This window comes from Pseudomonas sp. MWU13-2517, from assembly GCF_023242545.1.
Classification (GTDB): domain Bacteria; phylum Pseudomonadota; class Gammaproteobacteria; order Pseudomonadales; family Pseudomonadaceae; genus Aquipseudomonas.
In genome coordinates, this window is sequence record NZ_JALMFA010000007.1 from 105,515 (window position 1) to 130,106 (window position 24,592).

26 protein-coding genes, 1 tRNA gene and 1 pseudogene are annotated in these 24,592 nt (G+C 58.5%); 11 read left to right on the forward strand and 17 right to left on the reverse strand.

What is annotated here, in order from left to right; all coding sequences use genetic code 11:
- Positions 1-132: 132 nt before the first annotated feature.
- Positions 133-513 carry a response regulator gene (locus tag M5B97_RS11950; RefSeq protein WP_123715314.1) on the reverse strand — a complete coding sequence of 127 codons (381 nt, stop codon included), beginning with the start codon at positions 511-513 and terminating at the stop codon, positions 133-135.
- A gap of 215 nt (positions 514-728) precedes the next feature.
- Between M5B97_RS11950 and M5B97_RS11955 the strand changes: the two genes are divergently transcribed.
- Complete coding sequence (locus M5B97_RS11955) at positions 729-1,103, forward strand: cytochrome c family protein (RefSeq protein WP_248731571.1); 375 nt, start codon at positions 729-731, stop codon at positions 1,101-1,103.
- Here the strand turns inward: M5B97_RS11955 and M5B97_RS11960 are convergent, their stop codons facing one another.
- The 5 genes from M5B97_RS11960 to M5B97_RS11980 form a co-directional block, all read right to left on the reverse strand.
- The gene (locus M5B97_RS11960) at positions 1,104-3,125 is read right to left on the reverse strand and encodes an LTA synthase family protein (protein ID WP_248731572.1); all 2,022 of its coding nucleotides are present in this window, start codon (positions 3,123-3,125) and stop codon (positions 1,104-1,106) included.
- A 63-nt stretch (positions 3,126-3,188) separates the two neighbouring features.
- The gene (locus M5B97_RS11965; RefSeq protein WP_248731573.1) at positions 3,189-3,800 is read right to left on the reverse strand and encodes a hypothetical protein; all 612 of its coding nucleotides are present in this window, start codon (positions 3,798-3,800) and stop codon (positions 3,189-3,191) included.
- Entirely contained in the window at positions 3,800-5,068 is a 1,269-nt protein-coding gene (locus M5B97_RS11970; protein WP_248731574.1) for a sialidase family protein, read from the reverse strand. The genes M5B97_RS11965 and M5B97_RS11970 overlap by 1 nt, the downstream gene beginning before the upstream one ends.
- A gap of 21 nt (positions 5,069-5,089) precedes the next feature.
- A complete protein-coding gene (locus M5B97_RS11975) occupies positions 5,090-5,635 on the reverse strand; it encodes a cytochrome b/b6 domain-containing protein (protein WP_248731575.1) in 546 nt (181 codons plus the stop codon).
- The gene (locus M5B97_RS11980; protein WP_015885790.1) at positions 5,635-5,901 is read right to left on the reverse strand and encodes a PepSY domain-containing protein; all 267 of its coding nucleotides are present in this window, start codon (positions 5,899-5,901) and stop codon (positions 5,635-5,637) included. Before M5B97_RS11980 ends, M5B97_RS11975 begins: the two co-directional genes overlap by 1 nt.
- Before the next feature lie 147 nt (positions 5,902-6,048).
- Between M5B97_RS11980 and M5B97_RS11985 the strand changes: the two genes are divergently transcribed.
- Together M5B97_RS11985 and M5B97_RS11990 are read left to right on the forward strand one after the other, a co-directional pair.
- The gene (locus M5B97_RS11985) at positions 6,049-6,711 is read left to right on the forward strand and encodes a response regulator (protein ID WP_123715319.1); all 663 of its coding nucleotides are present in this window, start codon (positions 6,049-6,051) and stop codon (positions 6,709-6,711) included.
- The gene (locus M5B97_RS11990; RefSeq protein ID WP_248731576.1) at positions 6,708-8,060 is read left to right on the forward strand and encodes a sensor histidine kinase; all 1,353 of its coding nucleotides are present in this window, start codon (positions 6,708-6,710) and stop codon (positions 8,058-8,060) included. Before M5B97_RS11985 ends, M5B97_RS11990 begins: the two co-directional genes overlap by 4 nt.
- A gap of 127 nt (positions 8,061-8,187) precedes the next feature.
- Here M5B97_RS11990 and M5B97_RS11995 read toward each other — a convergent pair whose 3' ends face one another.
- The 3 genes from M5B97_RS11995 to M5B97_RS12005 are packed head-to-tail and all read right to left on the reverse strand — an operon-like array spanning position 8,188 to position 10,119.
- Positions 8,188-8,649: a hypothetical protein gene (locus M5B97_RS11995; RefSeq protein WP_248731577.1), complete on the reverse strand. Its 462-nt coding sequence runs from the start codon at positions 8,647-8,649 to the stop codon at positions 8,188-8,190.
- 4 nt (positions 8,650-8,653) lie between these two features.
- Entirely contained in the window at positions 8,654-8,941 is a 288-nt protein-coding gene (locus M5B97_RS12000) for a colicin E3-like toxin immunity protein (protein ID WP_248731578.1), read from the reverse strand.
- Between the two features lie 14 nt (positions 8,942-8,955).
- Positions 8,956-10,119 carry an S-type pyocin domain-containing protein gene (locus M5B97_RS12005; protein ID WP_248731579.1) on the reverse strand — a complete coding sequence of 388 codons (1,164 nt, stop codon included), beginning with the start codon at positions 10,117-10,119 and terminating at the stop codon, positions 8,956-8,958.
- A gap of 735 nt (positions 10,120-10,854) precedes the next feature.
- Between M5B97_RS12005 and M5B97_RS12010 the strand changes: the two genes are divergently transcribed.
- Positions 10,855-11,163: a DUF3077 domain-containing protein gene (locus tag M5B97_RS12010; protein WP_248731580.1), complete on the forward strand. Its 309-nt coding sequence runs from the start codon at positions 10,855-10,857 to the stop codon at positions 11,161-11,163.
- 136 nt (positions 11,164-11,299) lie between these two features.
- Here M5B97_RS12010 and M5B97_RS12015 read toward each other — a convergent pair whose 3' ends face one another.
- A complete protein-coding gene (locus M5B97_RS12015) occupies positions 11,300-11,671 on the reverse strand; it encodes a PH domain-containing protein (RefSeq protein WP_134660198.1) in 372 nt (123 codons plus the stop codon).
- A gap of 167 nt (positions 11,672-11,838) precedes the next feature.
- Here M5B97_RS12015 and M5B97_RS12020 point away from each other — a divergent pair, with 167 nt between their 5' ends.
- A complete protein-coding gene (locus M5B97_RS12020) occupies positions 11,839-12,474 on the forward strand; it encodes a LysE family translocator (protein WP_134660197.1) in 636 nt (211 codons plus the stop codon).
- Positions 12,475-12,480: 6 nt separating this feature from the next.
- On the opposite strand, the gene M5B97_RS12025 is transcribed toward M5B97_RS12020, so the two are convergent.
- Both M5B97_RS12025 and M5B97_RS12030 read right to left on the reverse strand, forming a co-directional pair.
- On the reverse strand, positions 12,481-12,810 hold the full coding sequence (locus M5B97_RS12025; RefSeq protein ID WP_248731581.1) for a hypothetical protein: 330 nt from the start codon (positions 12,808-12,810) through the stop codon (positions 12,481-12,483).
- Between the two features lie 172 nt (positions 12,811-12,982).
- Positions 12,983-13,930, reverse strand: a complete 948-nt coding sequence (locus tag M5B97_RS12030) for an AraC family transcriptional regulator (protein WP_134660195.1) — start codon at positions 13,928-13,930, stop codon at positions 12,983-12,985.
- A 105-nt stretch (positions 13,931-14,035) separates the two neighbouring features.
- On the opposite strand from M5B97_RS12030, the gene M5B97_RS12035 reads away from it, so the two are divergent.
- On the forward strand, positions 14,036-14,902 hold the full coding sequence (locus tag M5B97_RS12035; protein ID WP_248731641.1) for an SDR family oxidoreductase: 867 nt from the start codon (positions 14,036-14,038) through the stop codon (positions 14,900-14,902).
- Positions 14,903-14,979: 77 nt separating this feature from the next.
- Here the strand turns inward: M5B97_RS12035 and M5B97_RS12040 are convergent, their stop codons facing one another.
- The 5 genes and pseudogenes from M5B97_RS12040 to M5B97_RS12060 form a co-directional block, all read right to left on the reverse strand.
- Positions 14,980-16,476, reverse strand: coding sequence for a methyl-accepting chemotaxis protein (locus tag M5B97_RS12040; RefSeq protein ID WP_248731582.1), 1,497 nt, complete (start codon positions 16,474-16,476; stop codon positions 14,980-14,982).
- Positions 16,477-16,924: 448 nt separating this feature from the next.
- Positions 16,925-17,725, reverse strand: coding sequence for an endonuclease NucS domain-containing protein (locus M5B97_RS12045; RefSeq protein ID WP_123715331.1), 801 nt, complete (start codon positions 17,723-17,725; stop codon positions 16,925-16,927).
- A 139-nt stretch (positions 17,726-17,864) separates the two neighbouring features.
- A complete protein-coding gene (locus M5B97_RS12050; protein WP_248731583.1) occupies positions 17,865-18,314 on the reverse strand; it encodes a hypothetical protein in 450 nt (149 codons plus the stop codon).
- Between the two features lie 11 nt (positions 18,315-18,325).
- Positions 18,326-18,575 (reverse strand): annotated as a pseudogene (locus M5B97_RS12055) (antirestriction protein ArdR).
- A gap of 296 nt (positions 18,576-18,871) precedes the next feature.
- Positions 18,872-18,956: transfer RNA gene (locus M5B97_RS12060), tRNA-Leu, on the reverse strand.
- A gap of 108 nt (positions 18,957-19,064) precedes the next feature.
- On the opposite strand from M5B97_RS12060, the gene queA reads away from it, so the two are divergent.
- The 5 genes from queA (at position 19,065) to secF (ending at position 24,472) form a co-directional block, all read left to right on the forward strand.
- On the forward strand, positions 19,065-20,114 hold the full coding sequence (gene queA / locus M5B97_RS12065; protein WP_248731584.1) for a tRNA preQ1(34) S-adenosylmethionine ribosyltransferase-isomerase QueA: 1,050 nt from the start codon (positions 19,065-19,067) through the stop codon (positions 20,112-20,114).
- 5 nt (positions 20,115-20,119) lie between these two features.
- Entirely contained in the window at positions 20,120-21,235 is a 1,116-nt protein-coding gene (tgt, locus tag M5B97_RS12070; protein WP_010565220.1) for a tRNA guanosine(34) transglycosylase Tgt, read from the forward strand.
- A 43-nt stretch (positions 21,236-21,278) separates the two neighbouring features.
- Complete coding sequence (gene yajC / locus M5B97_RS12075; protein ID WP_003175975.1) at positions 21,279-21,617, forward strand: preprotein translocase subunit YajC; 339 nt, start codon at positions 21,279-21,281, stop codon at positions 21,615-21,617.
- A 62-nt stretch (positions 21,618-21,679) separates the two neighbouring features.
- Positions 21,680-23,548 carry a protein translocase subunit SecD gene (gene secD, locus M5B97_RS12080; protein WP_134660191.1) on the forward strand — a complete coding sequence of 623 codons (1,869 nt, stop codon included), beginning with the start codon at positions 21,680-21,682 and terminating at the stop codon, positions 23,546-23,548.
- 9 nt (positions 23,549-23,557) lie between these two features.
- Positions 23,558-24,472, forward strand: a complete 915-nt coding sequence (gene secF / locus M5B97_RS12085; RefSeq protein WP_123715334.1) for a protein translocase subunit SecF — start codon at positions 23,558-23,560, stop codon at positions 24,470-24,472.
- Positions 24,473-24,592: the final 120 nt, after the last annotated feature.

Consider the following 24,592-nt stretch of genomic DNA (forward strand, 5'->3'; position numbering starts at 1 on the left):
CTACACAACTCGTAGCCGGGTTCTGCGCGAAAGGCGAAAACACTGACCAGCGGATCAGAAAAATCGCCCCTAGCTTCATTAATGACCGCAGTTCGGACCACGAAGTTCGCGCCAGATGATGTCGCGGTGCTATTAATGCATGGACAAGCCCTGCCGGGTCAGCGCCACTTGCACGCACTCGAGCAAATGCTCGACGCTCCACGGTTTAGGCAGGAACCGCACAGACTTGCCCAATTGAGCCGCCAATTTGGTATTGCCGGAAGTCAACACCACCGGCACGGACGGCCAGCGATGGGCAACGACCCTGCTCAGGTCATACCCATTGAGCAAACCCGGCATTTGGATATCGCTGACAATCAGGTCCACCGGATCATCGCCGCGCTCCAGGTAAATCATTCCTTCATCTGCCGAAGAAAACGACGTTACCAATGCACCGAAATCTTCCAGTACATCCACCATCAACGACCGAATGATTTCGTCGTCTTCCAACACTAAAATTGATGGCTGGGCCATGATTCTTACTTCACCATCTGGGGATAACTAGATGGAGTGGGGCAGGCTTGAATAGGTTCTATCAAGTCTATCCAAAGCGATGAGTGGTCATATGCCAGGGTTGCTCAAGGAGGGCCGCTATCAGGCCCTCTTAAGGCCGTCACCCTTGATCTGGATAGGCAGGGGTGGACGACAAACAGGCATAATCGTGCGCTACACCTGATGTGGAGCCGACCATGAAGTACGCCTTATTGACGTTTGCCCTGATGCTCGCCACCGGCCCGGCCTTCGCTGCCGGCGATGCCGAGGCGGGCGGCAAGCTCTTCACCAAGACCTGTGGCGGCTGCCATAGCGTCGGCGAAGGCGCACGGGGTGGCTTTGGCCCAGAGCTCAACGGCATTATCGGCCGGCCGGCCGGCACCACCGCTGACTATCAGTACTCCGACGCGATGAAAAACTCCGGGGTAGTCTGGACCCGGGACAAACTGGCTGCCTATATCGAGTCGCCGAAAAAGGTCGTCAGCGGTACGCGCATGATTTTCTGGGGCATCAGTGACCCGCAAAAAATCGACGACATCCTGGCGTACCTGGAAACCTTCCAGGCCCAGTGATCACTCGCGCACATTCCTGAACAGCATCAATCGCGCACTTTCGTGCAGCCCACGCGTCAGCACCTGCAGGCGTTGAAACGCTTCGGGGTGCTGCTTGGCGACATCTTCCCGGGGCGTTGGCGAGGCCAGGTCATGCAGCGTGGGTGAACTGCCGTCGTGCTGCATTTGCAGCAGGAAGTGCTGGGTGACCCCGCCGATAATCGGGAACGTGCCTTCCTGCAGCACCAGCGGCACCATGCGTTCGCCTTCCGGTGCCGGTTGCTGGATATCCCGGCCCATCGCGCGATTGGAAAACGGCACGCCGGCCATACCGGCCACGGTGGGCAGCAGGTCGGCCAGGCCCACCGCCTCTTCGATCACGCGAGGCTTGAGGCCTGGAGAGTGAATCAGCAAGGGCACGTTGTTGCTTTCCAGGCCCAGTTGCTCGAAAGCCGGGGCCATGTGCGGGATCTGGCTGATGCGGGTGTTGTGGTCGCCGAAGAACACAAAAATGCTGTTGTCGTACCAACCACCGGCCTTGGCGATCTCCATCAGGCGGCCGATGTTGTAGTCCAGCAGCCGCACCGCCTGGTATTGCTCGACGCTGCGCGAGCCGGCCGCCTGGGCCTGTTCCAGCGTGACGTCGTTTAACTGGAAACCATCGTTTTGCTTGGGAATGGTGAAGGGGCGGTGGTTGCCGGAGGTTTGCAGGTAGGCGAAGAACGGCTGGTTTTTGGGCACGGCGCGCAATAGCCGGTCGCTCTCCTTGAACAAGTCCAGATCGGAAATGCCCCACACATCCACGCGGGGCGAGCGCCAGTGGCTCTCCTCAAACAATTGCACGCCGTCGATGCTCTGGCGGATCAGTGCGTTGATATTTGCCCAACCGGCGTTGCCGCCGATCATGTAGAACTTCTGGTAGCCCTCGAACGCATTGATCAACGTGTGTTGGCGGGTGAGCAGCGGGTGGCGTGTGGCAGTCTCCTGCCGGGTCACGTCGGGCACCCCTGTGATGCTCGCCCACACGGTTTTTGCAGTGCCGGTGACGGGCACATAGAAGTGTTTGAATAACCAGCTTTGTGTCGCCAGTTTGTCCAGGTTCGGTGTGGGGTTCAGCGGGTTGCCGTAGGCGCCCACGGCGCTGGTGCCAAGGGATTCGAGCATCACGAAGACCACGTTGGGTGCCCGTTCGCCGGCCAGGCGATAGGGCTGTACGGTTTGTTCTCGGGTAAAATTCAATTGCGCGGCGTCGGGTTGGTCGACGCCCAGGTAGTGAGCGACGTGTGGGTACAGCTCGCGCACCTTGGCTTCATCGAACTGCGACTGGCCGACCTTGAGTGTGTCGTACAAGAACAGCACCGGGTTCAGGCCCACGGCGGCCACCTGGTTGTTACCGGAAAAGAACGCGTCGCTCCAGCGCAGGGGCACCGGGTTTTCCAGGTTCAGGTTGGCGACGCGGCCGAGCAGAGCCAGCAGCACCGCGATGACGCCGATCACTGAAGCCGACGCCAGCGCCGGTTTGCCGATGGCTTTGGGCGCGCGATCCAGGGTCAGCCGTTCCAGGCAGACCAGCGCCCACACCCATAGCCCCACGGCGGCCAGCCAGCAGGCGGTTATCCACAACACCGGGTAGGTTTCCCACACCATCTGTTGAGAAATCTGCGCGTCTTGCAGGTAACGAAACACGGTCGCGTTGATGCGTGTACCCAAGTAGGCGTAGTGGCCGAAATCGATGATGTACACCAGGCCGACCATCGCCAGTACCACCACCAGATAGCCACGCACCAGCCAGCGCAGCGCCGGCAGCGTGACGAGGTTCCAGCGTGGCAGCCAGGCCAGCACGGCCAGTGGCAACAAGACCAGCACCGCCAGGCGCAGGTCGAAACGCAGGCCGATGCCCAGGGTTTCCATCAGCCCAGGGGTGTTCAAATCAAGCCCCGAAAAGCCCACGACAAACACCAGCCGCAGCGCAGCCAGCAACACAAACACCAGCCCGATCGCCCCCACGCCGTAGCGCAGGCGGCGTGATTGCAACGCACCCATTTTCATCCCCATTCTTTAAATCGATGCAAACTCCACGTGGAGGAAGCTCCCGCTAGCGATGGATCAGCCACTGTGGCGCTGACTGACCCGCCGCCATTGCGCGTAAGCCCGCTCCCACGGTTTGAGTTGCAGTACTCCCGCGACTAAGCAGTAACCGGTCAAAAGCGGATCGACCAGATAATCCCAGTAGTTCTCCGAGGCCTTGAGTCGCACGGCGAACGCCAGCGTGCCCAACACCAGCATCCATACGGCCAGGGCATTACGCAGCCACAGCATCAACAATGCGGCGGCTGCCACCATCACGATCATCGGTCGAGGGTTGAAACCCCAGCGGTAGGGATCGAAATACGTCAGCCCCATCGTGGCCGGATACAGCAGCAGGCTCAGCCCACCGAACAGCAGCAACAGTTGCAGTTGATGCGCACGCTCAAGCGGCTGCAGCACCCCCAAGCGACAGAGCGCGACCCATCCCAGCAACACCAACGTGCTGATGGCCAAGTCATCGGTCACGCTGCGCAAATAGGCCGCCAACGGCAGTTCATTCACCTGGATGAAACTGAGCACTGCCCACAGCGGCAACAGCCACGGTCGCCATCGCCTGGTGAGTCCAAACAGGCTCGAGAACACAAACCCCAGCAGTACAAAACTCAAATGGGCCTGCCACAACGACATCATCACAGACGCTCCGCCAGCCAGGCTTCGTTGAAGCTGACATGTTTGATAAAGGTGTTATTCCAGGAGTACACCAAGTGATACATGCCGTCCGGGCTACGGCTGAAGTAGGGGTACTCGTATTCGAATTCACAGCCACGGGGTTTGCACACGCGGTAATCCAGGTTGCTGAGAAAACGTTGTTCCAGCGGCAAGCGCCTGGCCCCGCTGGAAGCGCGAAAGCCTTCGCCGATGATCTCTTTGTACACCTCGGGAGCGAACGGCTGGCCCAGTGGGTCAGGGGACTGGTCCAGCTCGACCACGGTGCGCCATTGGCTGAGCCGGGCGTCGGTACCGTAGAGGCTGAGCTTGAAACGACCGTCCTGCAGGTCGTTGAGGGCCACCAGCAAACCATCGTCCTGGGTCGCTACGGCCGCCAGTGAGGAATTGGGGTTGGCCGGCGCCAGTGGGTAGGGTTCGCTCCAGGTTTGCCCGGCATCTTCGGTGCGGCTGGCGAGTACCCGGTGATGAGTTTCACCGGCATAGCGCAACATCGCCACGGCGCGCTGGCCATCCTGCGGCACGATGGTCGGTTGCAGGGAGTGCTTGCCGCGGCTGATGCGGAATTTATCGATCACCGCACCGTCGGCGCTCAGGTACAGGTACTCGGCAAACTTGCCCATGAACTCGTGGTACACCGGCAGGCCGATGGAGCCGTCGGCATGAAATACCGGCGCGGCGCGCACCAGGGTGCTGATGTTGAAGAAGGGCGAGGTCACCAGTTGACGCGGCGCCGACCAGTTCGCGCCCAGATCGTCCGAGACCATCACGTTGATCGCGCTGGTAGCCCAGCCGCCGACCGACACCGACACGTAAAACATCCACAGGCGTTGGTCCGGGCCCAGCGCGATCACCGGGTTTCCCAACTTGCGAATGTAGCGCTGGGTGCCATCGCGGGTACTTTCACGCGTGGCCACTACCTGCTCGGCGCCCCATTCGCCGCTGCGTGCATCAAACCGCGCGGCGCGCACCTGCACATCGTCAGCGCCTTCGCGGGAGCCGGCAAACCACACGGCCATCAAATCGCCGCCGGGCAGGGCTGTCACGGAGGAGGAGTGCACAAAATCAGTGATCTGCGAGGACACAAACCGGCTGGTGTAATGCGGGGTTGTCGTGGCTGGCGTACCGCTCTGGCCGGCTTGGGCAAACGGCGCCAACGTGTGGGGTGGATGGCTTTGCCAGGCGGCGAAAAACACCGCGAGCAGGCTGCAAATGATTAAGGCGGAGCGCATAGAGAACCTGTCGAAAAAGGATTACTGCGCACGTTCATCCGGCAAGCGCTTCCTGCGGCCGGTGAGCATGGATAACGGCAGGTTGTCCCTTACCTGGATACTTTCAAACACGGCTGCCGGCACATGCACGCACACCAGCGCCAGCAGCACATTGGCGGCGGTCTCGTGGACTTGCAGCGGCCAGTCGGCGCCCCATAGTGCGTCTACCTCCTGCATCAGGAAGCCGCTGATACCGATGGTCAGCAGGGCCGACAACATCAACAACATCACCAGCGCACCCAGCGGCGAATGGCCCAATCGATGGTGTGGCTTGCCGTTAAGCAGGGAGCGCACGTGGGCATTCAGCCGTTTTGGCGTAGGCCAAAAGTCGACCCAACGTGCACTGCGCGGCCCGACGAATCCCCACACCGTGCGCACCAGCAGCCAGGCCATGGCGTAATAGCCCAGCCAGACATGCCAGGCATCGCCGGCTTCATTGAAGAAGTAGTTGGCGATGAAGACCCCGGCGATGGACAGATGAAACAGCCTGACCAGCGGGTCCCAGAGGCGCAGGGAGTCGCCTGGCATCAGCCCTTGATCTCAGTCTTCACGGCTTTGCCGGTGACGGGGTCGTGGTAGATCTCGACCTTGCGCTTGTCTTTGTCGAAGCCGTAGATCTCGTAGCAGTTGCCGTCGGTGACTTTGAACTTGCTGATTGTGTAGCCTTCGGCCTTGAGCTTGTCCTGGAAGGCTTTTTCGTCTTGCCACTGCGAGCGCTCGGCGGTGGTGCACTGCGGGCCGGCGACGGCCAGTGGGCTGGCAAGAATCAGGGACAGCAGGAGAATTTTGCGCATGGAAAAGCTCTCAGCGAATGTGGGAGGTTTCACAGTGCAAAACCAACCTTAGCGCAACCTTAGTTGGCAATGCGCCGTAACATCTTTGCCGAAATAGCCAAGGCCAGAACCCGGCATGATGCCGCCGTTTCCTACAGAGATTTTGTTATGCGCCTACTCCTCGTCGAAGATGATCGTGCCCTTGGCCAGGGGATTCGCGTGGCGTTGGGCGCCGAAGGCTACACCCTCGATTGGTTACAGGATGGCCTTGCTGCCTTGCATGCCCTGCGCACGGAGAGCTTCGACCTGTTGCTGCTCGACCTCGGCCTGCCGCGTCTCGATGGCCTTGACGTATTGCAGCAACTGCGCGCCGAGCAACATGACGTGCCGGTGTTGATCCTTACCGCCCGCGACGGCACCGCCGAGCGCATTGCCGGGCTGGATGCCGGCGCGGATGACTACCTGGTCAAACCCTTCGATGTCGAAGAGCTTAAAGCCCGCGTGCGCGCCCTGTTGCGCCGCAGTCAGGGGCGTGCGCAACCGATGTTGGAACACGCGGGTATCAGTCTCGACCCGGCCACCCAGCAAGTGCGCTATCAGGAGGCCGACATCATCGTCACCCCGATGGAATACCAACTGCTGCACCAACTGATGGTGCGCCCCGGCAAGGTGGTGACCCGCGAGCGCCTGTCCCGTGCGTTGTATGGCTGGCAGGATCGGGTCGAGAGCAACACCTTGGAAGTGCTGATCCACAACCTGCGCAAAAAGTTATCCACCGAGTTGATCCGCACCGTGCGCGGTGTTGGCTATGTGCTGGCGCTCAAACCATGACATCGGTTCGGGCGCGCATCCTCATCCCCGTCTTACTGCTGATCCTGGCAGGTGACGCGCTGATCAGTTGGCTGGTGCTGCGTGACAGCCACCACGAAATCGAAGAAGTCTATGACGCCCAGCTCGCCCAGAGTGCGCGCCTGCTGCAAGGCGTGTTGCGCCAGCGTGACCCCGGGGAAGCGGATTGGGATCGGCTTTACCAGGCGTTTGACCAGGCCATGAGCCGAGTGGGCGAGGATGGCGTGGCCCATCCCTATGAAACCCGCCTGACGTTCCAGATATGGAACAGCGCGGGTGAGTTGCTCGTGCGTTCCGCTGAAGCCCCGGTGCTGGCGGCGCCGCCCACGACCCTCGGTTCCCACGACTTACTGGACAACGGCAACGACTGGTGCGCTTTCCTCCTGGCCGACCCGCAACAAGGCCTGTTGATCTGGGTGGGCGAGCGCGATGATATTCGCCAGGACCTGATCCAGCGCATTGTGCGCCATACCCTCTGGCCGACCCTGATCGGCGTGCCGCTGCTGGCGCTGTTGATCTGGCTGGTGATCGGCTGGGGCTTCAAGCCTTTGCGCACCATGGCCCTGTACATCCGTGGGCAAACCGCCGAGACGTTGCAACCCTTTCACCTCAAGCCCTTGCCCAACGACCTGGAACCCATGCAGACCGCGCTTAACCGCCTGTTGGTCCAAGTGGACGAGTTGCTGGGACGTGAACGGCGTTTCATCGCCGACGCCGCCCATGAACTGCGCACACCGTTGGCGATCCTGCGCATTCACGCCCAGAACGCGCAGAGCGCCGTCACTGAGGAACAACGGCGCGAGGCGTTGGACTTTTTGGTCAACGGCGTCGACCGCGCCACCCGCATCGGCAGCCAGCTGCTGACCATGGCGCGGATCGAACCGCAACTGAACAACCCCGTGTGTGAGCGTGTGCAACTGACCGAACTGGTGCGCGAAGAACTCGCCGAGTTGACCCCGCTGGCCATGGAAAAAGGCGTGGACCTGGTGCTCGAAGGCAATCAGGATTGCTGGGTAGCAACCGAGCCGGTGGCGTTGGCCATCGCGTTCCAGAACCTGGTCACCAATGCCCTCAACTTTTCCCCTGCGGGCAGTGAAGTGAAAGTGGTGATTGGTGCCCATTGCCTGAGCGTGAAAGACCAAGGCCCGGGCATTGACGAGGCGCACATGGAACGCCTGTTCGAGCGGTTTTACAGCCGAGGCAATGCCAATGGTGCGGGGTTGGGGTTGGCGATCGTGCAGATGATCGTCGGCAAGATCGGTTGTCGGTTGGCGCTGCATAACCGGGAGCGGGGCGGGTTATGTGCGCGGTTGGTGTTTGAGAACACCTGAAAAACCGCACTTTCGATCCCCTGTGGGGGGCTACCGAGCCTGAGCGAGGCTGCGATGGGGTCACCTCGGTATGCCGGGCAGGCCCTAATGCTTGTATCGCTGTAACTAGCCGTTTGCGCCGTAAAGGCTATGTGAACACCACACCGTTGAAAGTGTGGGTGTAGCCGTCGTAAAAGGGTTCCATCTGCTCAGGTGTCAGTTGTGGATTGACCTTTTGCAACAGCCCGGCTTCGTCGACCCACAGGCCGCTGTAGTAGCTGTTTTCATCCGTTCTCACGTAATCCTGTTTGTCGCTTTCATGTAGCGCAACCATCCAGAATATAGGCTCTGGGCGATCCAATCGGGCTTTGGCTTCGCTGAAAACCTGATCCCATGGCTGGCCGACCTTGGATAGAAGAAACCGGAAGAGCGGGGTGTAATCAAGGCCGTGTCGTTGATGGCTGTGCATCGACCCGCGTTTTGACAGTTTGTCTTTTCCGCTTTTGGTGTGTCGTTCATACCGGTAGGCGCAATAGCTGCCGTGGCACACGCCATGGGTTCGGGTATTGACTGAGCGGTAGAGGAGGGGCTTTTGATGTGTGGATTTCATTGCATCAAGACGCCCTCTTGGGTGGCTTTGGAGGTGGCGGCCAGGCGCCTTGGTAGTGAAAAGAAATCTGGAAGTCGAAAAGATTTGGCTCTATTACGCGTCGAAAATGTGGCTGAAGAATCACTATCCAATTTGGGAGAACGTCAAATCCACCAGCATAGATTTGGGGTTCCTCGTGTAAGTCGAGTTCGTTAAGAATACTGTCGTCTTCCTCAAAGTCTGCTGAGTATTCAGCTGCCTCCAGGATTTCTGTTTGTTTGTTGAACCATTGCAGCCGAATTTTCATTGCCATAGAGAATGCTCCACTTATTTTCCTATACGTCTTTCATCTTTCGCCGGACCCCGCCGCTCACCGGTATAAGGGTCAAATGAACCTAGGTGTTTCACATCACTGTATCGGTAGACTTCCAGCTCACCTTGTTCTGAATCCCACTCAAAAAGTCTCTTTCCTTTTGCGTCCTTCCAACGCTCCCGCAGACCGCCACCATTACGTTTTCGCGTCTTTCTCTTCTGTTCTATCAAACCAGGGAAGCCCGTAATGTCCTCGGTTTTGGGGGCCGGAAAGTAGCCATAATCTGGATTTTTCAGGCCCTTACGAGGCTCATTCACCACTACATATAGCGGCCGAACCCCCGACTCCACCGGGAACACAAGAATAAAATCCCGGTACTCCGGCGGATAAATCGGGTTCACCAGAATCTGCGCCGCTTTCTCCGTCGGCGGGTAAATCCAGATCACCGGGGCTTGCGGCGCAGCCTCCAAGGCTGGAATACCCAGCGTGTCATGTGGATCAACAGCAGGCGTCCAGATCAGCTCCCCACCCTCACCCAAATCCGCCACAAACTGATCGCCACGGCTCTGGAACTGCACCACATCAATCATTTGCCAATCGGCATGGTTGCCCGTGTAAAACCCATACCCCTTGAGCGTGCCGTCCTCGCCTTGCTCGATATGCAAGCGCATCTGCGACCGCGCCCGTCGCATCGAACGCAACTGCTCCTCGTTGTAGAGCGCGCTGTCACCCAGCTCCGAGGGCCAGGCCAGGGCCACCAACCCTGTCAACAAACCACCAGCAACGGACCCGACGGCAGTGGCTGCCGATTCCATAACCGCCGAACGTAATGCCAACTGCCCCAAGCCTGCGGGCAGTGCGCTGCCGCCAATCCTGCGCAAGGCAACCATGCTTCGACTGTCTACCTCACGCCCACCCAACAGGCTTAAATGGCCGTACTCCTTGACCAGCTCCAACGGGACATAACCGCTCGGGTTGAAGTAATGGGTGATGCCATCAGGCAGTTGGCAGGGCTTGATGAAGACGCAGCCGGGAGGTTTGGCTGGTGTAGGGGCCGGGGCGGGGGAGGGGTCGAAAAAATCAACAGACGGCGAATACGGCGCACGCAATGGCTGCGGTGTCAGGATCCGTCGCTTGCGTAACTCTTCGTCGGTGGGAGGGTAAAAACGTTCTGACATGACCGGCTCACTTCCTTGTGCGAGGGAGTGAGCCTAAGAGGGGGGCTCAGAAGCTGATGTCGGTGTAGTTCGGTGGTTGGTGTGGGAAAAGTAGACTGATGCTTGAGCGGGCGTCTCTGTTTCGAATACTCCGATTATCGTTTGCTTGGTTTTGCGTTGAGTCGAATTGAATTGCGTAACGCCGGAGCTGCATCATGGGCGCAACAAGCCCAGGAGTTAGGAATGGGGTATGACGGATGAGGTGTTCGCCCTTTACCGCTGACGGTGCTCCGGGTATTGCTGGCTTCGGCATGCCTTGACGCGCCTAGGTATCTGTTTCGCCAGTTATTGGAGCTGCCATCTGCGAGGGCATTCAGCGGCCGCAACATTTCGCCACAGCCCCTAACTACCCAAGCTTTCATCTCTCAGCTAACTTCTGCGCTGTCGCTGTGTAATCAGCGACCGGGCCTGGAAACCCGTGGGATATGGCCGCACAGGCGCCACCATTTATCATGACCGTTGGCGCCATTTTTGTGCCAGCATATGCGTGCTATGGCGGCTGTGCGTGGGAGACTTTCGAGTCTGCCGGGTTTGCCTATTCCCCGGTTTCCAGCCTGCGCACAGCTGCCACCCATTCGCCTGGAAACGAATGGAGCAGCTCACATCAATGAATGGGAGCTATACCATGAGCGTTTCTGGCAGGTCGTACCCTCGCAATAAAGTTATCAACACCTCCGCGCAGTTCGGAGGTGCCCAATGATCAACCCTCCCCTCAACAAAACCCTCGGCGTCATTACCTTCTCCATTTGCGGTAATCAGCCCAATCTCCACCGTCTATTCCGCGTCAATTCCGGTGTACCTATTCGCGATGCCCTGGAGCATGCCTCTGAGCTGTTGCACTGTTCCAAGCTGCTGGCGTTGGATGCAGCCATGGACACGGGCGCCGATCGCTATGCCTGGGCAGCGCATTATTTGGGGGAGATGGCGAAGGCGGTGGTGGATGATTTGGCGAATGGAATGTTGCCGAATGGGGTGATGGATGAGGGGGAAGCTGTTGCGGGGTAAGCGGGTCATTTGATGGTGTGCCGGCTGGCGTCATCGCAGGCAAGCCAGCTCCCACATTTTGATTGGGGTGCATCCGTTTAAATCGCGTGTGCAATAAGAAAGACCTTGGGCGCCAAGGTCTTTCTTTGCCCGCAGATCAGCCCAGCAGATGCTTGGAAATCAACCGCGAGATTTCCACAATCGAGGTCTTCCCCGTGAATTCAAACTTCACTTTCCCCAGCGACGAAAAGTAAATCTCCAGCTCCGAATCCAGGTCAAACGTCCCGGACGTTTCTACCGAATAAGCCACGATGTTTTTATACGGCAGCGACGTGAAGTCTTTCTTGCTGCCGGTAATCCCCTGCACGTTCACCGCGATGATCCGTTTGGTGGTGAACACCACCCCGTCACGCAGGGCTTTGTAGGCGTCGATCACCTCTTCGCCGTCCAGCAACAGGGCCGAGACGCGTTCGGCGTATTCGTTGTTCTGTTTGAGCTTGAAAAAGCCTTTGTTGTTGAAGTCGATCATGTACCTGTCCCTGTGTAAGTGGTGCGGCAAACGCCTGGGCCTGTATGACGTTTTACTCGCGTATCTGTATCTAACGGCGTGCTTTTGAACGCCCTAACATGACGGCCAACACTGCAAGGTTGGCCAAGGATTTCACGCCGACCGAATAAGACTCCAGGAGCCCAACAATGCCTGAACTTTCCAGCTGGCTGGCCTATGCGCTGATCTCGCTCGGCATGGTGCTTACGCCCGGTCCGAATATGATTTACCTCATTTCCCGCTCAATCTGCCAGGGCCGTACCGCCGGGTTGATTTCGCTGGGCGGCGTAGCCTTGGGTTTTTTGGTTTATATGCTGTGCGCGGCATTGGGGATCACGGCCTTGGTCATGGCGGTGCCGTTTGCCTATGACGCGCTGCGCTTCGGTGGTGCGCTGTATCTGATCTATATGGCCTGGCAGGCGGTCAAGCCAGGTGGACGCTCACCGTTCCAAGTGCGGGACCTGCCTCAGGACAGCCCGCGTAAGCTGTTCACCATGGGGTTGGTGACCAACCTGCTGAACCCCAAGGTGGCGGTGATGTATTTGTCGCTGCTGCCCCAGTTCATCGATCCGAACGGCCACGGCAGTGTGTTGATGCAATCGCTGGTATTGGGCTTCACGCAGATTTTCATCAGCGTGAGCGTCAACGCGACGATTGCCACCATGGCAGGTTCCATTGCTGTGTTTTTCGTCACCCGGCCCAGCTGGCAGGTGGTGCAGCGTTGGTTGATGGGCTCGGTGTTGATGGGGTTGGCGGTGCGTATGGCGGTTGAAGGGCGGCGATAGGTCGCCTTACAGGATGTCTCTAAGGTAATCCCTGAGATGGGTCAGCGGCACGCGCATGTCATCGAGTCGATCGACGTTTTGCACATCCGTCGCCAACCGCTGCAGCTCGCGGCCCATTACCGTGTCGACACCACCCAGTGCCGCAAGTGCTTGATCTACACATGCCGTTATTTTGGATTGAATAGCGGCCAAATTCCCCTGCCGCACCAACAACCCAAACACTTCCCGCTCATACCCATCCATGACCAGGTCATCGCGCAAAATCGGGCTGCCGCCGTCCGTCTCGTGCACCAGTTTCAGTGCAAAAAGCGCAACCGCTTCCAGCGTCAATTCCATGGTCTCGGTTCCTAGGCTTTGGGGGGGAGGGCGATGATCACTGTTCTGCGCATGAAAAAAAAGAGCAATGAGATGGGCAGGGGCCTCACCCGTGTCTCGGCACATCCGGGAGTAGCCGCCACAGAGCGGGCGGCAAACGGGCAGGTGCTTAAGACTCGTGAACCTGACACATTCAGCTCTCTGTTTTGAAACGCCAGAAATTGAGTCGATCTTCCGCGTCTCGTTGCCTGAAGGCTTTCGGAGACAGACCAACACTGCGCTTAAACACCTTCGAAAAACTGAACGCGTCCTGGTAGCCGATGGCTGTAGCCACCGCCTCCAGCGGCCGGTCGGTTTCAGTCAGCAGTTGAACCGCTTGTTGCATGCGTAAGGTACGCAAGTGGTTCAGTGGAGTGTCTCCCATGGTTTTGCGGAACCGTTCGGCCAACGCGGTACGCGACAAACCGGCACGCCGAGCCAACTCATCCAAGGTCCAGGCATGGGCGATTTCTTCGTGCATGAGGGCAACCACCCGTCCGATCTGAGGGTCGCTTTGCGCCTGGCTCCATCCGGCTTTTACTTTTGCGCAGTTGGCAATCACGTGGCGCAGCGCGTAGGTAAAGATAACGTCCAGTAAGCCCTGCATGACGATGCTGGCGCCGGGCGCATCGACGGCGCGCAACTCATCCACCAGCAGACCGCTGACCAATGCCAGAGGATCCAGCCGGGGCAGTTCCGTAGCTCGCAACACGGTCAATGCGGGCATCTCTGCGAAGAACGGATGGAGCGGCGCATGCCAGAACTGGTAGGCGCCGCTCAACACCGTGGCCGTCGCGTCGGGCACGCCAAGGGAAGACAAGCGGATCTGGTCAACCGGCAGCCCCTCCAGCGACGGTTGCGTACTCAGCAAATGGTCGTGACCTCGTCCCAGGACAGCCACATCGCCGCTGGCAAGGCACAGTGGCTCACCCCACTCGGGAGTGTGCACATAGACCGGCCCACGCAATACCAGATGAAGGCCAACGCTGCGCTCACAGGGAAACCGCAGTGCACGAGCGTGCGGCAGATCGCTGAGGTCGAGCAGCCTGCGTGCGACGCCGGTGTCGCGCAATATGGAACTGAGTGGATCTGCTTTTATCATCGATAATCCGGACTGCTGGACATGGAATTAGTACGAATAGCCATTATCCGTTCAATTTTTGTTGAATACCATGGACGCATCATCAATACATCCGGAGTTATACCCATGATTGTCGTCACTGGTGCTACCGGCCAACTTGGCCGTCTCGTTATCAACCAGCTGCTCGCCCGGGGTGTGCCCGCCACGAGCATTGTTGCGGCTGTGCGTACCCCCTCCAAAGCCTCCGACTTGGCCGCACGCGGGGTGGTTGTGCGTGAGGCCGATTATTCACGCCCTTCAACGTTGGAGACTGCATTTGTTGGGGCCGAGCGTGTGCTGCTGATCTCTTCCAGTGAGCTGGGGCAGCGCGTGGCTCAGCACGCATCCGTTATTGAAGCGACAAAGAAGACCGGAGTACGTCAACTCGCATACACCAGCCTGCTTCATGCCGATCACTCTCCGATGAACTTGGCTGTTGAGCACCGTGAGACTGAGGCTTTGATCGTCGCATCAGGTTTGCCATACGTCTTGCTGCGAAACGGCTGGTACGTCGAGAACTACCTTGCCAGCTTGCCCGTTGCACTCGAACAGGGTGCATTCATCGGCTCAGCCGCTGAGGGAAGGATTTCGTGGGCTTCGCGTGCTGACTATGCGGATGCGGCGGCGGCAGTACTGACCCAGCCTATCGGCGGCAACCGGATTTTCGAGTTGGCCGGTGACAGTGCGTTTACGCGCGCTGACATGGTGACCGAAATCAACCGCCAAACCGGCAAGTCGCTTCAGTACGTAAATATGCCTCGTGCTGAGTTCTACGCAGCCTTGGTGGGCGCCGGGCTGCCTGTCCCCGTCGCTGAGTTGTTAGCCGATTCCGACGATCATGCCGCACGGGATGCCCTGTTCGACGAAAGTTGCCAGATGAGTGCACTGATTGGTCGGCCGACCACGTCACTCTCCGCGTCAATAGCCACTGCGCTTGCTGCACTACAAGGCTGATTGATCGCCGATAAGTCATCTGGCGCCCACTTTTCTCCAGACGAAAAAAAGACCTTGGATTTCAAGGTCTTTTCCATTTACTGATGAAACCGGCGCCCCAACGCGTCCAGCCGCACCGCAATCGGCGGCAATCGCTCACTGCTGCTGGCCAACGTCTCTACATCCTGCGCGGTATTCTGCGCAATGCTCTGCACCGATTGCAGCCGTCCCACAATCTCCGCATTCGCCGTGGATTGCTCCCGGGTGGTCGACACGATCTGCCCATTCAACTGATCAATCTGCGAAATGTCATTGCCCACCGCGCGCAGCATCTCCACCGCCAGTTGGCTGTCTTCCACGCAGCGCTCCACCCCTTGGCGGCTGTCATGCATGGCTTCAACCGCCAGCCGGCTGCCGTGTTGCAACCCTTCAATAATCGACTTGATCTCCTGGGTAGACACCGCCGTGCGCTGCGCCAGGCTGCGTACCTCATCGGCGACCACCGCAAACCCGCGCCCTTGCTCACCCGCGCGGGCGGCTTCGATGGCGGCGTTGAGGGCCAGCAGATTGGTCTGGTTGGCGATGCTGTTGATGACTTCCATCACCGAACCGATCTGTTCGGCTTGCACGGCCAGTCCTTGGACCGTCTCGTTGGTGTCGTTTAGGCGGGTAGCGAGTTGGGTGATTTCCTGCTGGGCGCGGCCGACACTTTCCTGGCCGCGGATGATCTGCCGGCTGGCTTTACCCGCGTGCTCGACGGCGTGCTCCACGTGCACGGTGATATGGCCCATGGCGTCTTCCATGCGCTGCATGGAACCGGTCATTTGAGCGATTTCCGCCAGTTGATGGCGCGCGCCTGTTTCCAGGGTTCCGCTGGCGTGGGCCAGCTCCTGGCCGAGTTGGCCGAGGCCATGGGAGTCGCGGGCGACGCCGTCGATCAGGCCGGTGATCTGGGTCAGAAAATGGTCGAAACGGGTGGCAAGGGAAACATGGACTGTCTCCGGCTTGCCCTTGGCGGCCTCACCGCTGAACCGCGTGGTGACGGCGAGCATTTTTTCGAGCATTTCCTGGCTTTCTACTGCTTCTTTCTGGCTGTGCACCGCGAGGTAGAGGAGGGCGACCGTCTCCATCACCACGTAGAAAGCATGCACGAAAATCATGCTCCAGCCTCCGCGATGATCCATCACAAAGACCGCAAAACCCTGGTGCTGCAAGGCATGGAACACCACGTGGTGCACCGCGATGGTCACGGCGGCCACCAGGATAGGCAGCCAGTCGCGGTAGAACGTCAGCACCGCCAACAGCGCGAAGATACCGAAGTGCGATTCGATGACACCCTCGGCCTGGTTGATGTGCAACGCCGCCATGACCATCAGCCCGACACCCAGCGCACAACGCATCAGGCGAGTGCCTCCGATGACGCGATAAGCCAGGGTAAGCACCACGCTAGTGCCGCCTCCTACGAAGAGCGCTTGAAGCAGCGTGTCGTGCCAGAACGCCAGGCCCAGGGAGAACAGAGTCATCAGCCAGATCAGGGCAAGCATGATGCGGTCGGCTTTGCGGTAGTGCTCGAAGAAACGGGCTTGCGCAGGCATTCACTCTTACTCCATGTGGACAGTCCAGGGTCAGGCAAGCATGCGACGTGCCATACGCGCAGGCGGGGGAGCGAATCAGTTGTTGGGGGGGGGCGGGGGGGTGATTGGTGGTAGGAGGTTATCGGCGTTGTTGGGAGGGGCTTTAGGGGGGAGGCCGAATGCAATCAGGGTCAGACCACGACTCTTCTTCTCCAAACGCTCGCAACCCTCCAGGCTGCCCTCCGGGAATCTGTCGCCACAGATGTCATCTTGGGTATCTCCACCCCACTCAGCACATCGTCTTGTATAGGCTTGTAGCCTGATTGCGCTTCATCTTTCATAATCGGAGATACCCTGGGGGCCGCAATAGTTGAATGACCTGCGACGTCCAGGCCGATCCCACGGTGACGGTGGGGCTTTGGTGCACCTGGTGCGACTTTTTCTTCGACTTACGAGCAAAGTTCGGGGATTACTGGGGTAGTTCCATTGCAGCTACTTTGGATACGGCCACCTTGAGCTCATACTCGTAGAGTTCAATCCCAGGAATGCCGGCGGCGGCTAAGCGTATGTCGTCGCTCATCTTGCGGCAGATAATCAGCCCTCGAACCTTTTGGCCTGGCTCGGCAAGTTCGCGCCTAACCCAGTTCACATAGCGGAGAGTTTGGCCTATCACCCGGTCATAACCCTTGCTCACTTTCAGTTCGATGACGCACAGGCTGTTGTCGCGATCGATAGCCAAGATGTCGATACGGCGACCATCAGCATCATATTCGATACCACGCACGTCTTCCTCATCGACGTAGAGTCGCAACCCATGTTCGATAATTGACAAATTTTCGGCGAGATAGCGCTGCAGATCTTTTTCCAGCAAGAATTCACTTGATCCGGGCTCAGCTTCCGTCTCTGACAGATCCGCCTCGGCTTCTTGATCTTCCCCTTGTTCGATCTGTTGTACCGCATCGCCTTTCACGAGTTCGTGGATCGGTGCAGGGTCCTGCCCTGCTACATAAAGCCTGTATTGCCCTGGGCCCACCTTGAAGAGAAGATCATCCGTCGTTTTCGTAGATGGGTGATGCAGCCTGCTCGGGTCATTTGTTGAAGCCTGAACCAGATGAGCGCGAATACTTCCCTTAGCCAGCAGTGGCCAATGATCAGTAAACCATTGCAGTGCCCTAGCAACAGTGAATACCTGACCAGGCTGGATGTCCCACTCTAACAACATGTCTTTGAGGATTTCCCTCGTAGTTTTTGCGTAGATCTGGCGTCCCATTGATTTTTTCCTTCCACTACGTGTTGCGTTAGATCTGGTCAGCGATACCAAATGTAGCTCCGCCACTATTTCCGTTTTCTCTGTCGTTCCCGATTCATCGATTATTATGTCGTCAGAGCGCATTGGGGCACGGTCCCACTCATTGGCTATCACAGCTCTGTTTGTTAATGTCGAACCGGCCAATTTCTTTTACGTTTTTACTGCCGAAGATATAAATATAGGTGCCACCCAGTGCCATTATTGACCGTTCTTTTAGCCTTTCAGAGTCGCAAACAGACCGTGTGACTTTTGATTTTGCAGTGCTCAAGTCAAAGTCACTGGGGTTGGTGTCGTAATTTACCAACGTGTAATAGAACTTTATGGCGTGGCTGTTAGCCGCTTCTGCACGAACGAAAGTTGTATCTTCGTCGATCATGCGATTACCGGACATCGTTCGCGCGGTAAACATTATCAGGTCGCTGAGATAGTCGGGTTTGCTGGGCTGGGGTGGCTCCTCGAATGCCTGCTTTACCAAAACCCCCGCCAAACTCAAAAAAAGTAATCCCCACGCTGAATACCAAAATGCTTTCTTTGTTTTTTCTGTAGTCACGTCATCCTTTCCTATTGCTGATCAGGGTCAACAGCGACCCGAGCTTTCGCGCCGTTGTTCTCGTCGCCGCCTTCTGCCTTAAATGCCAGTCCAGCTTTGTCCCACAGCATAAGCGTCTGGGCGCTCGCATTCCGGATTGCGCAGTCCGATCTTCCAGCCGTAGACCTCTCCTTCCCACACCAGCACGTTACCGACAGGATGTTACTCGCTCCCCGCCCGCCACTTTTTGGCGATTGCGCGTAGTGTCTCGATCAGCAGAATACAATCGAAAATGCAATCAGGGTCAGACCACGATTCTCCTTCTCCAAACGCTCGCAACCCTCCAAGCTGCCCACCGGGAATCTCTCGCCGCAGATGGGCTTGAGCATCCGAGAAACAATAGGTGCCTATAGGCAGGTTGTTTGGAGGCGTTTGGGCTGGCGTCTTCGCAGGCAAGCCAGCTCCTACAGTGGCTCGTGTTTCAGGTCGATAGTGAGCGGTGAACAGTTATTCCGCTGGCCGCGCACTTTTCTGCAGGCGAAAAAAAAGACCTTGAATTTCAAGGTCTTTTTTTAAGATGGTGCCCCGAGGGAGACTCGAACTCCCACTCCTTTCGAAAACGGATTTTGAATCCGCCGCGTCTACCAATTCCGCCATCAGGGCTCAATGGCGGCGAAGTATAGAGATGAGATTACCGTTGGTCAATCACGTTTCATGGTCAATTTTCACTATTTCCGCTAGACTTCCCGGCCCTGCTAGACGAACCCCATCATGCGCGTTGCTGACTTTACTTTTGAGCTCCCTGATTCGCTGATCGCTCGCCACCCTTTGGCCGAGCGTCGCGCCAGTCGACTGCTGACCCTGGACGGGGTGAGCGGTGCCCTCGCACACCGTCAATTCACTGATTTGCTTGAGCATTTGCGCCCAGGTGATCTGATGGTGTTCAACAATACCCGGGTGATTCCGGCGCGGCTGTTTGGCCAGAAAGCTTCCGGCGGCAAGCTGGAAATTCTGGTTGAGCGGGTGCTGGACAGTCATCGCGTACTGGCCCATGTGCGCTCCAGCAAGTCGCCGAAACCGGGCTCGTCGATCTTGATTGATGGCGGTGGCGAAGCCGAGATGGTGGCGCGTCATGATGCGCTGTTCGAACTCAAGTTCGCCGAGCAAGTGTTGCCGCTGCTGGAGCGCGTCGGCCATATGCCGCTGCCTCCTTATATAGACCGTCCCGACGAAGACGCGGACCGCGAGCGTTATCAGACGGTTTACTCGCAGCGCCCGGGCGCCGTCGCCGCACCTACGGCCGGGCTGCATTTCGATCAGCCGCTGCTGGATGCGATTGCCGCGAAGGGCGTCGAGACCGCCTATGTGACCCTGCACGTGGGGGCCGGGACCTTTCAGCCGGTGCGTGTGGATAACATCGAAGACCACCATATGCACAGCGAATGGCTCGAAGTCAGCCAGGATGTGGTGGATGCGGTCAACGCCTGCAAGGCGCGTGGCGGGCGCGTAGTGGCGGTGGGCACCACCAGTGTGCGGTCCCTGGAGAGTGCGGCGCGCGATGGCGTGCTCAAGCCGTTCAGTGGCGACACCGATATCTTTATCTATCCAGGGCGGCCGTTCCATGTGGTCGATTGCCTGGTCACCAACTTTCATCTGCCGGAATCCACGCTGTTGATGCTGGTGTCGGCATTTGCCGGTTACCCGGAAACCATGGCTGCTTACCACGCAGCCATCGCCAACGAGTACCGTTTTTTCAGCTACGGTGATGCGATGTTTATCACCCGTAACCCGGCGCCACGCGGCCCAGAGGAAACCTTATGAGTCGTATGTCGTTTGAATTGCTTGCTACCGACGGTAAAGCCCGGCGTGGGCGCCTGACGTTCCCGCGCGGCACCGTCGAGACCCCGGCCTTCATGCCGGTGGGTACTTATGGCACCGTGAAGGGCATGCTGCCGCGCGATATCGTCGCCACCGGCGCCGAGATTATCCTGGGTAACACTTTCCACCTGTGGCTGCGCCCGGGTACGGAAGTGATCAAGAAGCATGGCGACCTGCATGACTTCATGAAGTGGCAAGGCCCGATCCTTACCGATTCCGGTGGTTTCCAGGTGTTCAGCCTGGGTGCCATGCGCAAGATCAAGGAAGAGGGCGTGACCTTCGCCTCGCCGGTGGACGGTTCCAAAGTGTTCATGGGCCCGGAAGAGTCGATGCAGGTGCAGCGCGACCTGGGCTCCGACATCGTGATGATTTTCGACGAATGCACGCCGTACCCGGCTGACGAAGACGTCGCGCGCGTTTCCATGGAGTTGTCGTTGCGTTGGGCGCAGCGCTCGAAGAATGCCCATGGCGACAATACCGCCGCACTGTTCGGTATCGTGCAGGGCGGCATGCATGAAAGCCTGCGCAAGCGCTCGTTGGAAGGCTTGGACAAGATCGGCTTTGACGGCCTGGCCATCGGTGGTCTGTCGGTGGGCGAGCCCAAGCACGAGATGATCAAGGTGCTGGATTACCTGCCGGGCCTGATGCCTGCTGACAAACCTCGTTACCTTATGGGCGTTGGCAAACCGGAAGATCTCGTAGAGGGTGTGCGCCGCGGTGTGGACATGTTCGATTGCGTGATGCCAACCCGTAATGCCCGCAATGGGCATCTGTTCATCGATACAGGCGTGCTGAAGATCCGTAACGCGTTCCATCGCCATGATGATTCGCCGCTCGATCCGACCTGTGACTGCTACACCTGCCAGAACTTCTCCCGTGCTTATCTGCACCATCTGGACAAGTGCGGGGAAATGCTGGGTAGCATGTTGAATACCATCCACAATTTGCGCCACTACCAAGTCCTGATGGCTGGTTTGCGCGAGGCTATTCAACAGGGTACATTGGCCGCCTTCGTCGATGCCTTCTATGCCAAGCGCGGGCTCCCTGTGCCGCCCTTGGACTGAGTTTTCCGACCCTAAGATTCACTATTTGCAACTGGAGTGCTAAATGAGCTTTTTTATCTCTAACGCCATGGCGGATGCCGCTGCGCCTGCCGCTGCCGGTCCTATGGGCGGTGGTTTCGAGTGGATTTTCCTGGTCGGCTTCCTGGTCATCTTCTACCTGATGATCTGGCGTCCACAGGCCAAGCGTGCCAAAGAGCAGAAAAACCTGCTGGGCAGCCTGCAGAAAGGCGACGAAGTGGTGACCACTGGCGGTATCGCCGGCAAGATCACCAAGGTTTCCGACGCTTTCGTGGTACTGGAAGTCTCCGATACCGTGGAAATGAAGTTCCAGAAGGGCGCCATCGCCGCCACGCTGCCAAAAGGCACGCTCAAAGCGATCTAAGTAACAACCTTTACCAATCGACGGGGCGCGCAAGGCGCCCCGCGTTATAAGCGGGCGGCGTGATGCTGAACAAATACCCTCTGTGGAAATACGTACTGATCCTGGCGGTGCTGGCGATCGGTTTTATTTATTCCGCTCCCAATCTCTATCCTGATGACCCGGCGATCCAGATCACTGGCGCCAGCACTTCGCTGCAAGTCAATCAGGCTGACCTGGAGCGCGCGAGCAAAGCGCTCACCGACGCAGGTATCCAGGTCAAGGCGGCAACATTGGCGGCAGGTGCGAAGGGCGGTTTGCTGCGCCTGACCAAGGCAGAAGACCAATTGCCGGCTAAAGACGTCGTGCGCAAGGCCATGGGTGACGACTATGTGGTCGCGCTCAACCTGGCACAGACCACGCCCACCTGGTTGCGCAAGATCGGCGCGCACCCGATGAAGCTGGGTCTGGACTTGTCCGGTGGTGTTCACTTCCTGCTGGAAGTCGACATGGAAAAAGCCCTTGATGCACGCCTGAAAGTCTATGAGGGCGACGTGAAGAGCCTGCTGCGCAAAGAGAAGTTGCGTTATCGCAGCCTGCCGCAGCTCAACGGTGCCATCCAGCTGGGCTTCTCTGACGAAGCTTCCCGCGAACAGGCCCGTGCGCTGGTCCGCAAGAACTTCAACGATTTCGACATCGTGCCGGCCGACCTGAACGGTCAACCTGTACTGCGTCTGGCGATGACCCCGGCCAAGCTGGCGGAAATCCGCGAATACTCCATCAAGCAGAACTTGACCACGGTGCGTAACCGCGTCAACGAGCTGGGTGTGGCCGAGCCGATTGTTCAGCGCCAGGGCGCCAACCGCATTGTGGTTGAACTGCCGGGCGTACAGGACACCGCTGAAGCCAAGCGTATCCTGGGTAAAACCGCCAACCTGGAATTCCGTCTGGCCGCTGAGCCGGGTGCTTCCCGCGCCACTGCCGAGGAATTCGAGTTCCGCGAAGGCAACCGCCCTCCCGCTTTGATCGAGCGCAGCCTGATCATCACGGGTGACCAGGTGACCGACGCCAAGGCTGGTTTCGGCGAGCACGGTACCCCTGAAGTGAACATCCGCCTGGATGGCCACGGCGGCGAACTGATGAGCCGCGCCACGCGCAGCAACGTCGGTCGCAGCATGGCGGTGATCTTCATCGAGCAGCGCCCGGTCACTACCTACACCAAGCAAGTGGTCGACGGTGTCGAGAAAGACGTGCCGGTACAGGCGTTCAAGGAAGAGAAGAAGATCATCAGCCTGGCGACCATCCAGTCGCCACTGGGTGCTCAATTCCGTATCACCGGCCTGAATGGCCAGGGCGAGTCGTCCGAGCTGGCGTTGCTGCTGCGCGCTGGTGGCCTGGCGGCACCGATGTACTTCGCTGAAGAGCGCACCATTGGCCCGAGCCTGGGTGCCGACAACATCACCAAGGGTATCGACGCGGCCTTGTGGGGCATGCTGTTCGTATCGTTGTTCATCATCGCCATCTACCGCTTCTTCGGCATAATCGCCACCGTGGCCCTGGCGGGCAACATGGTAATGCTGCTGGCCCTGATGTCGCTGCTGGGCGCTACGCTGACCCTGCCGGGTATCGCCGGTATCGTACTGACCATGGGTATGGCGGTAGACGCCAACGTACTGATCTTCTCGCGGATTCGTGAAGAGATCGCTGCGGGCATGACCGTACAGCGTGCAATCAACGAAGGCTTCGGCCGGGCATTTACCGCGATCCTCGACTCCAACCTGACCACCTTGCTGGTCGGCGGGATTCTCTTTGCCATGGGCACCGGCCCGGTCAAAGGTTTTGCGGTAACCATGTCCCTCGGTATCTTTACCTCGATGTTCACGGCCATCATGGTGACCCGCGCAATGGTCAACCTGATCTTTGGCGGACGTGACTTCAAGAAGTTGTGGATTTAAGGGGCTGCCATGTTACGTACAATCAACTTCATGGGCGTTCGCAACATTGCGTTCGGCGCCACTGTGCTCCTTACCGTTCTGGCATTGTTCAGCTGGTTCCATAAGGGTCTGAACTACGGCCTGGACTTCACTGGCGGTACGCTCATCGAGCTGACCTACGAGAAGCCGGCCGACGTTACCCTGGTGCGTGGCGAGCTGGTCAAGGCCGGCTATCACGAAGCCATCGTGCAGAGCTTCGGTGCGACTACCGACCTGCTGGTGCGCATGCCGGGCGAAGATCCGCAACTGGGTCATCAGGTAGCCGAGGCCTTGCAGAAGGTCGGTGGCGACAACCCGGCGTCGGTCAAGCGCGTCGAATTCGTGGGCCCGCAGGTGGGTGAAGAGCTGCGTGATCAGGGCGGCCTCGGCATGCTGATGGCGCTGGTCGGCATCATGATCTACCTGGCGTTCCGCTTTCAGTGGAAGTTCGGTGTCGGCGCTATTGTGTCGCTGATCCACGACGTGATCGTGACCGTGGGTATCCTGGCGTATTTCCAGATTACCTTCGACCTGACCGTACTGGCCGCGGTGCTGGCAATCATCGGTTACTCCCTCAACGACACCATTGTGGTATTCGACCGGGTTCGTGAGAACTTCCGCGTACTGCGCAAGGCGTCGTTGATCGAGAACATCAACGTTTCCACCACCCAGACCCTGCTGCGGACCATGGCAACCTCGATCTCCACGTTGCTGGCGATCGCCGCGCTGATGATCTTCGGTGGCGACAACCTGTGGGGCTTCTCCCTGGCGCTGTTCATCGGTGTTCTGGCGGGTACCTACTCGTCGATCTACATCGCCAACGTGGTGCTGATCTGGCTGAACCTCAACAGCGAAGACTTGATCCCTCCGGCCGCTACCGGCAAGGAGGTCGACGATCGCCCTTGATGGGTGCTTGTTGACTTGCTGTTACAAAGAAGGCGTGAGTATTGAACTCGCGCCTTTTTTTATGCTCCAAGGCTGGGTATAGCGCGGACGTTTCGGTCCGCTTGTGATGGTCAGGAGGTT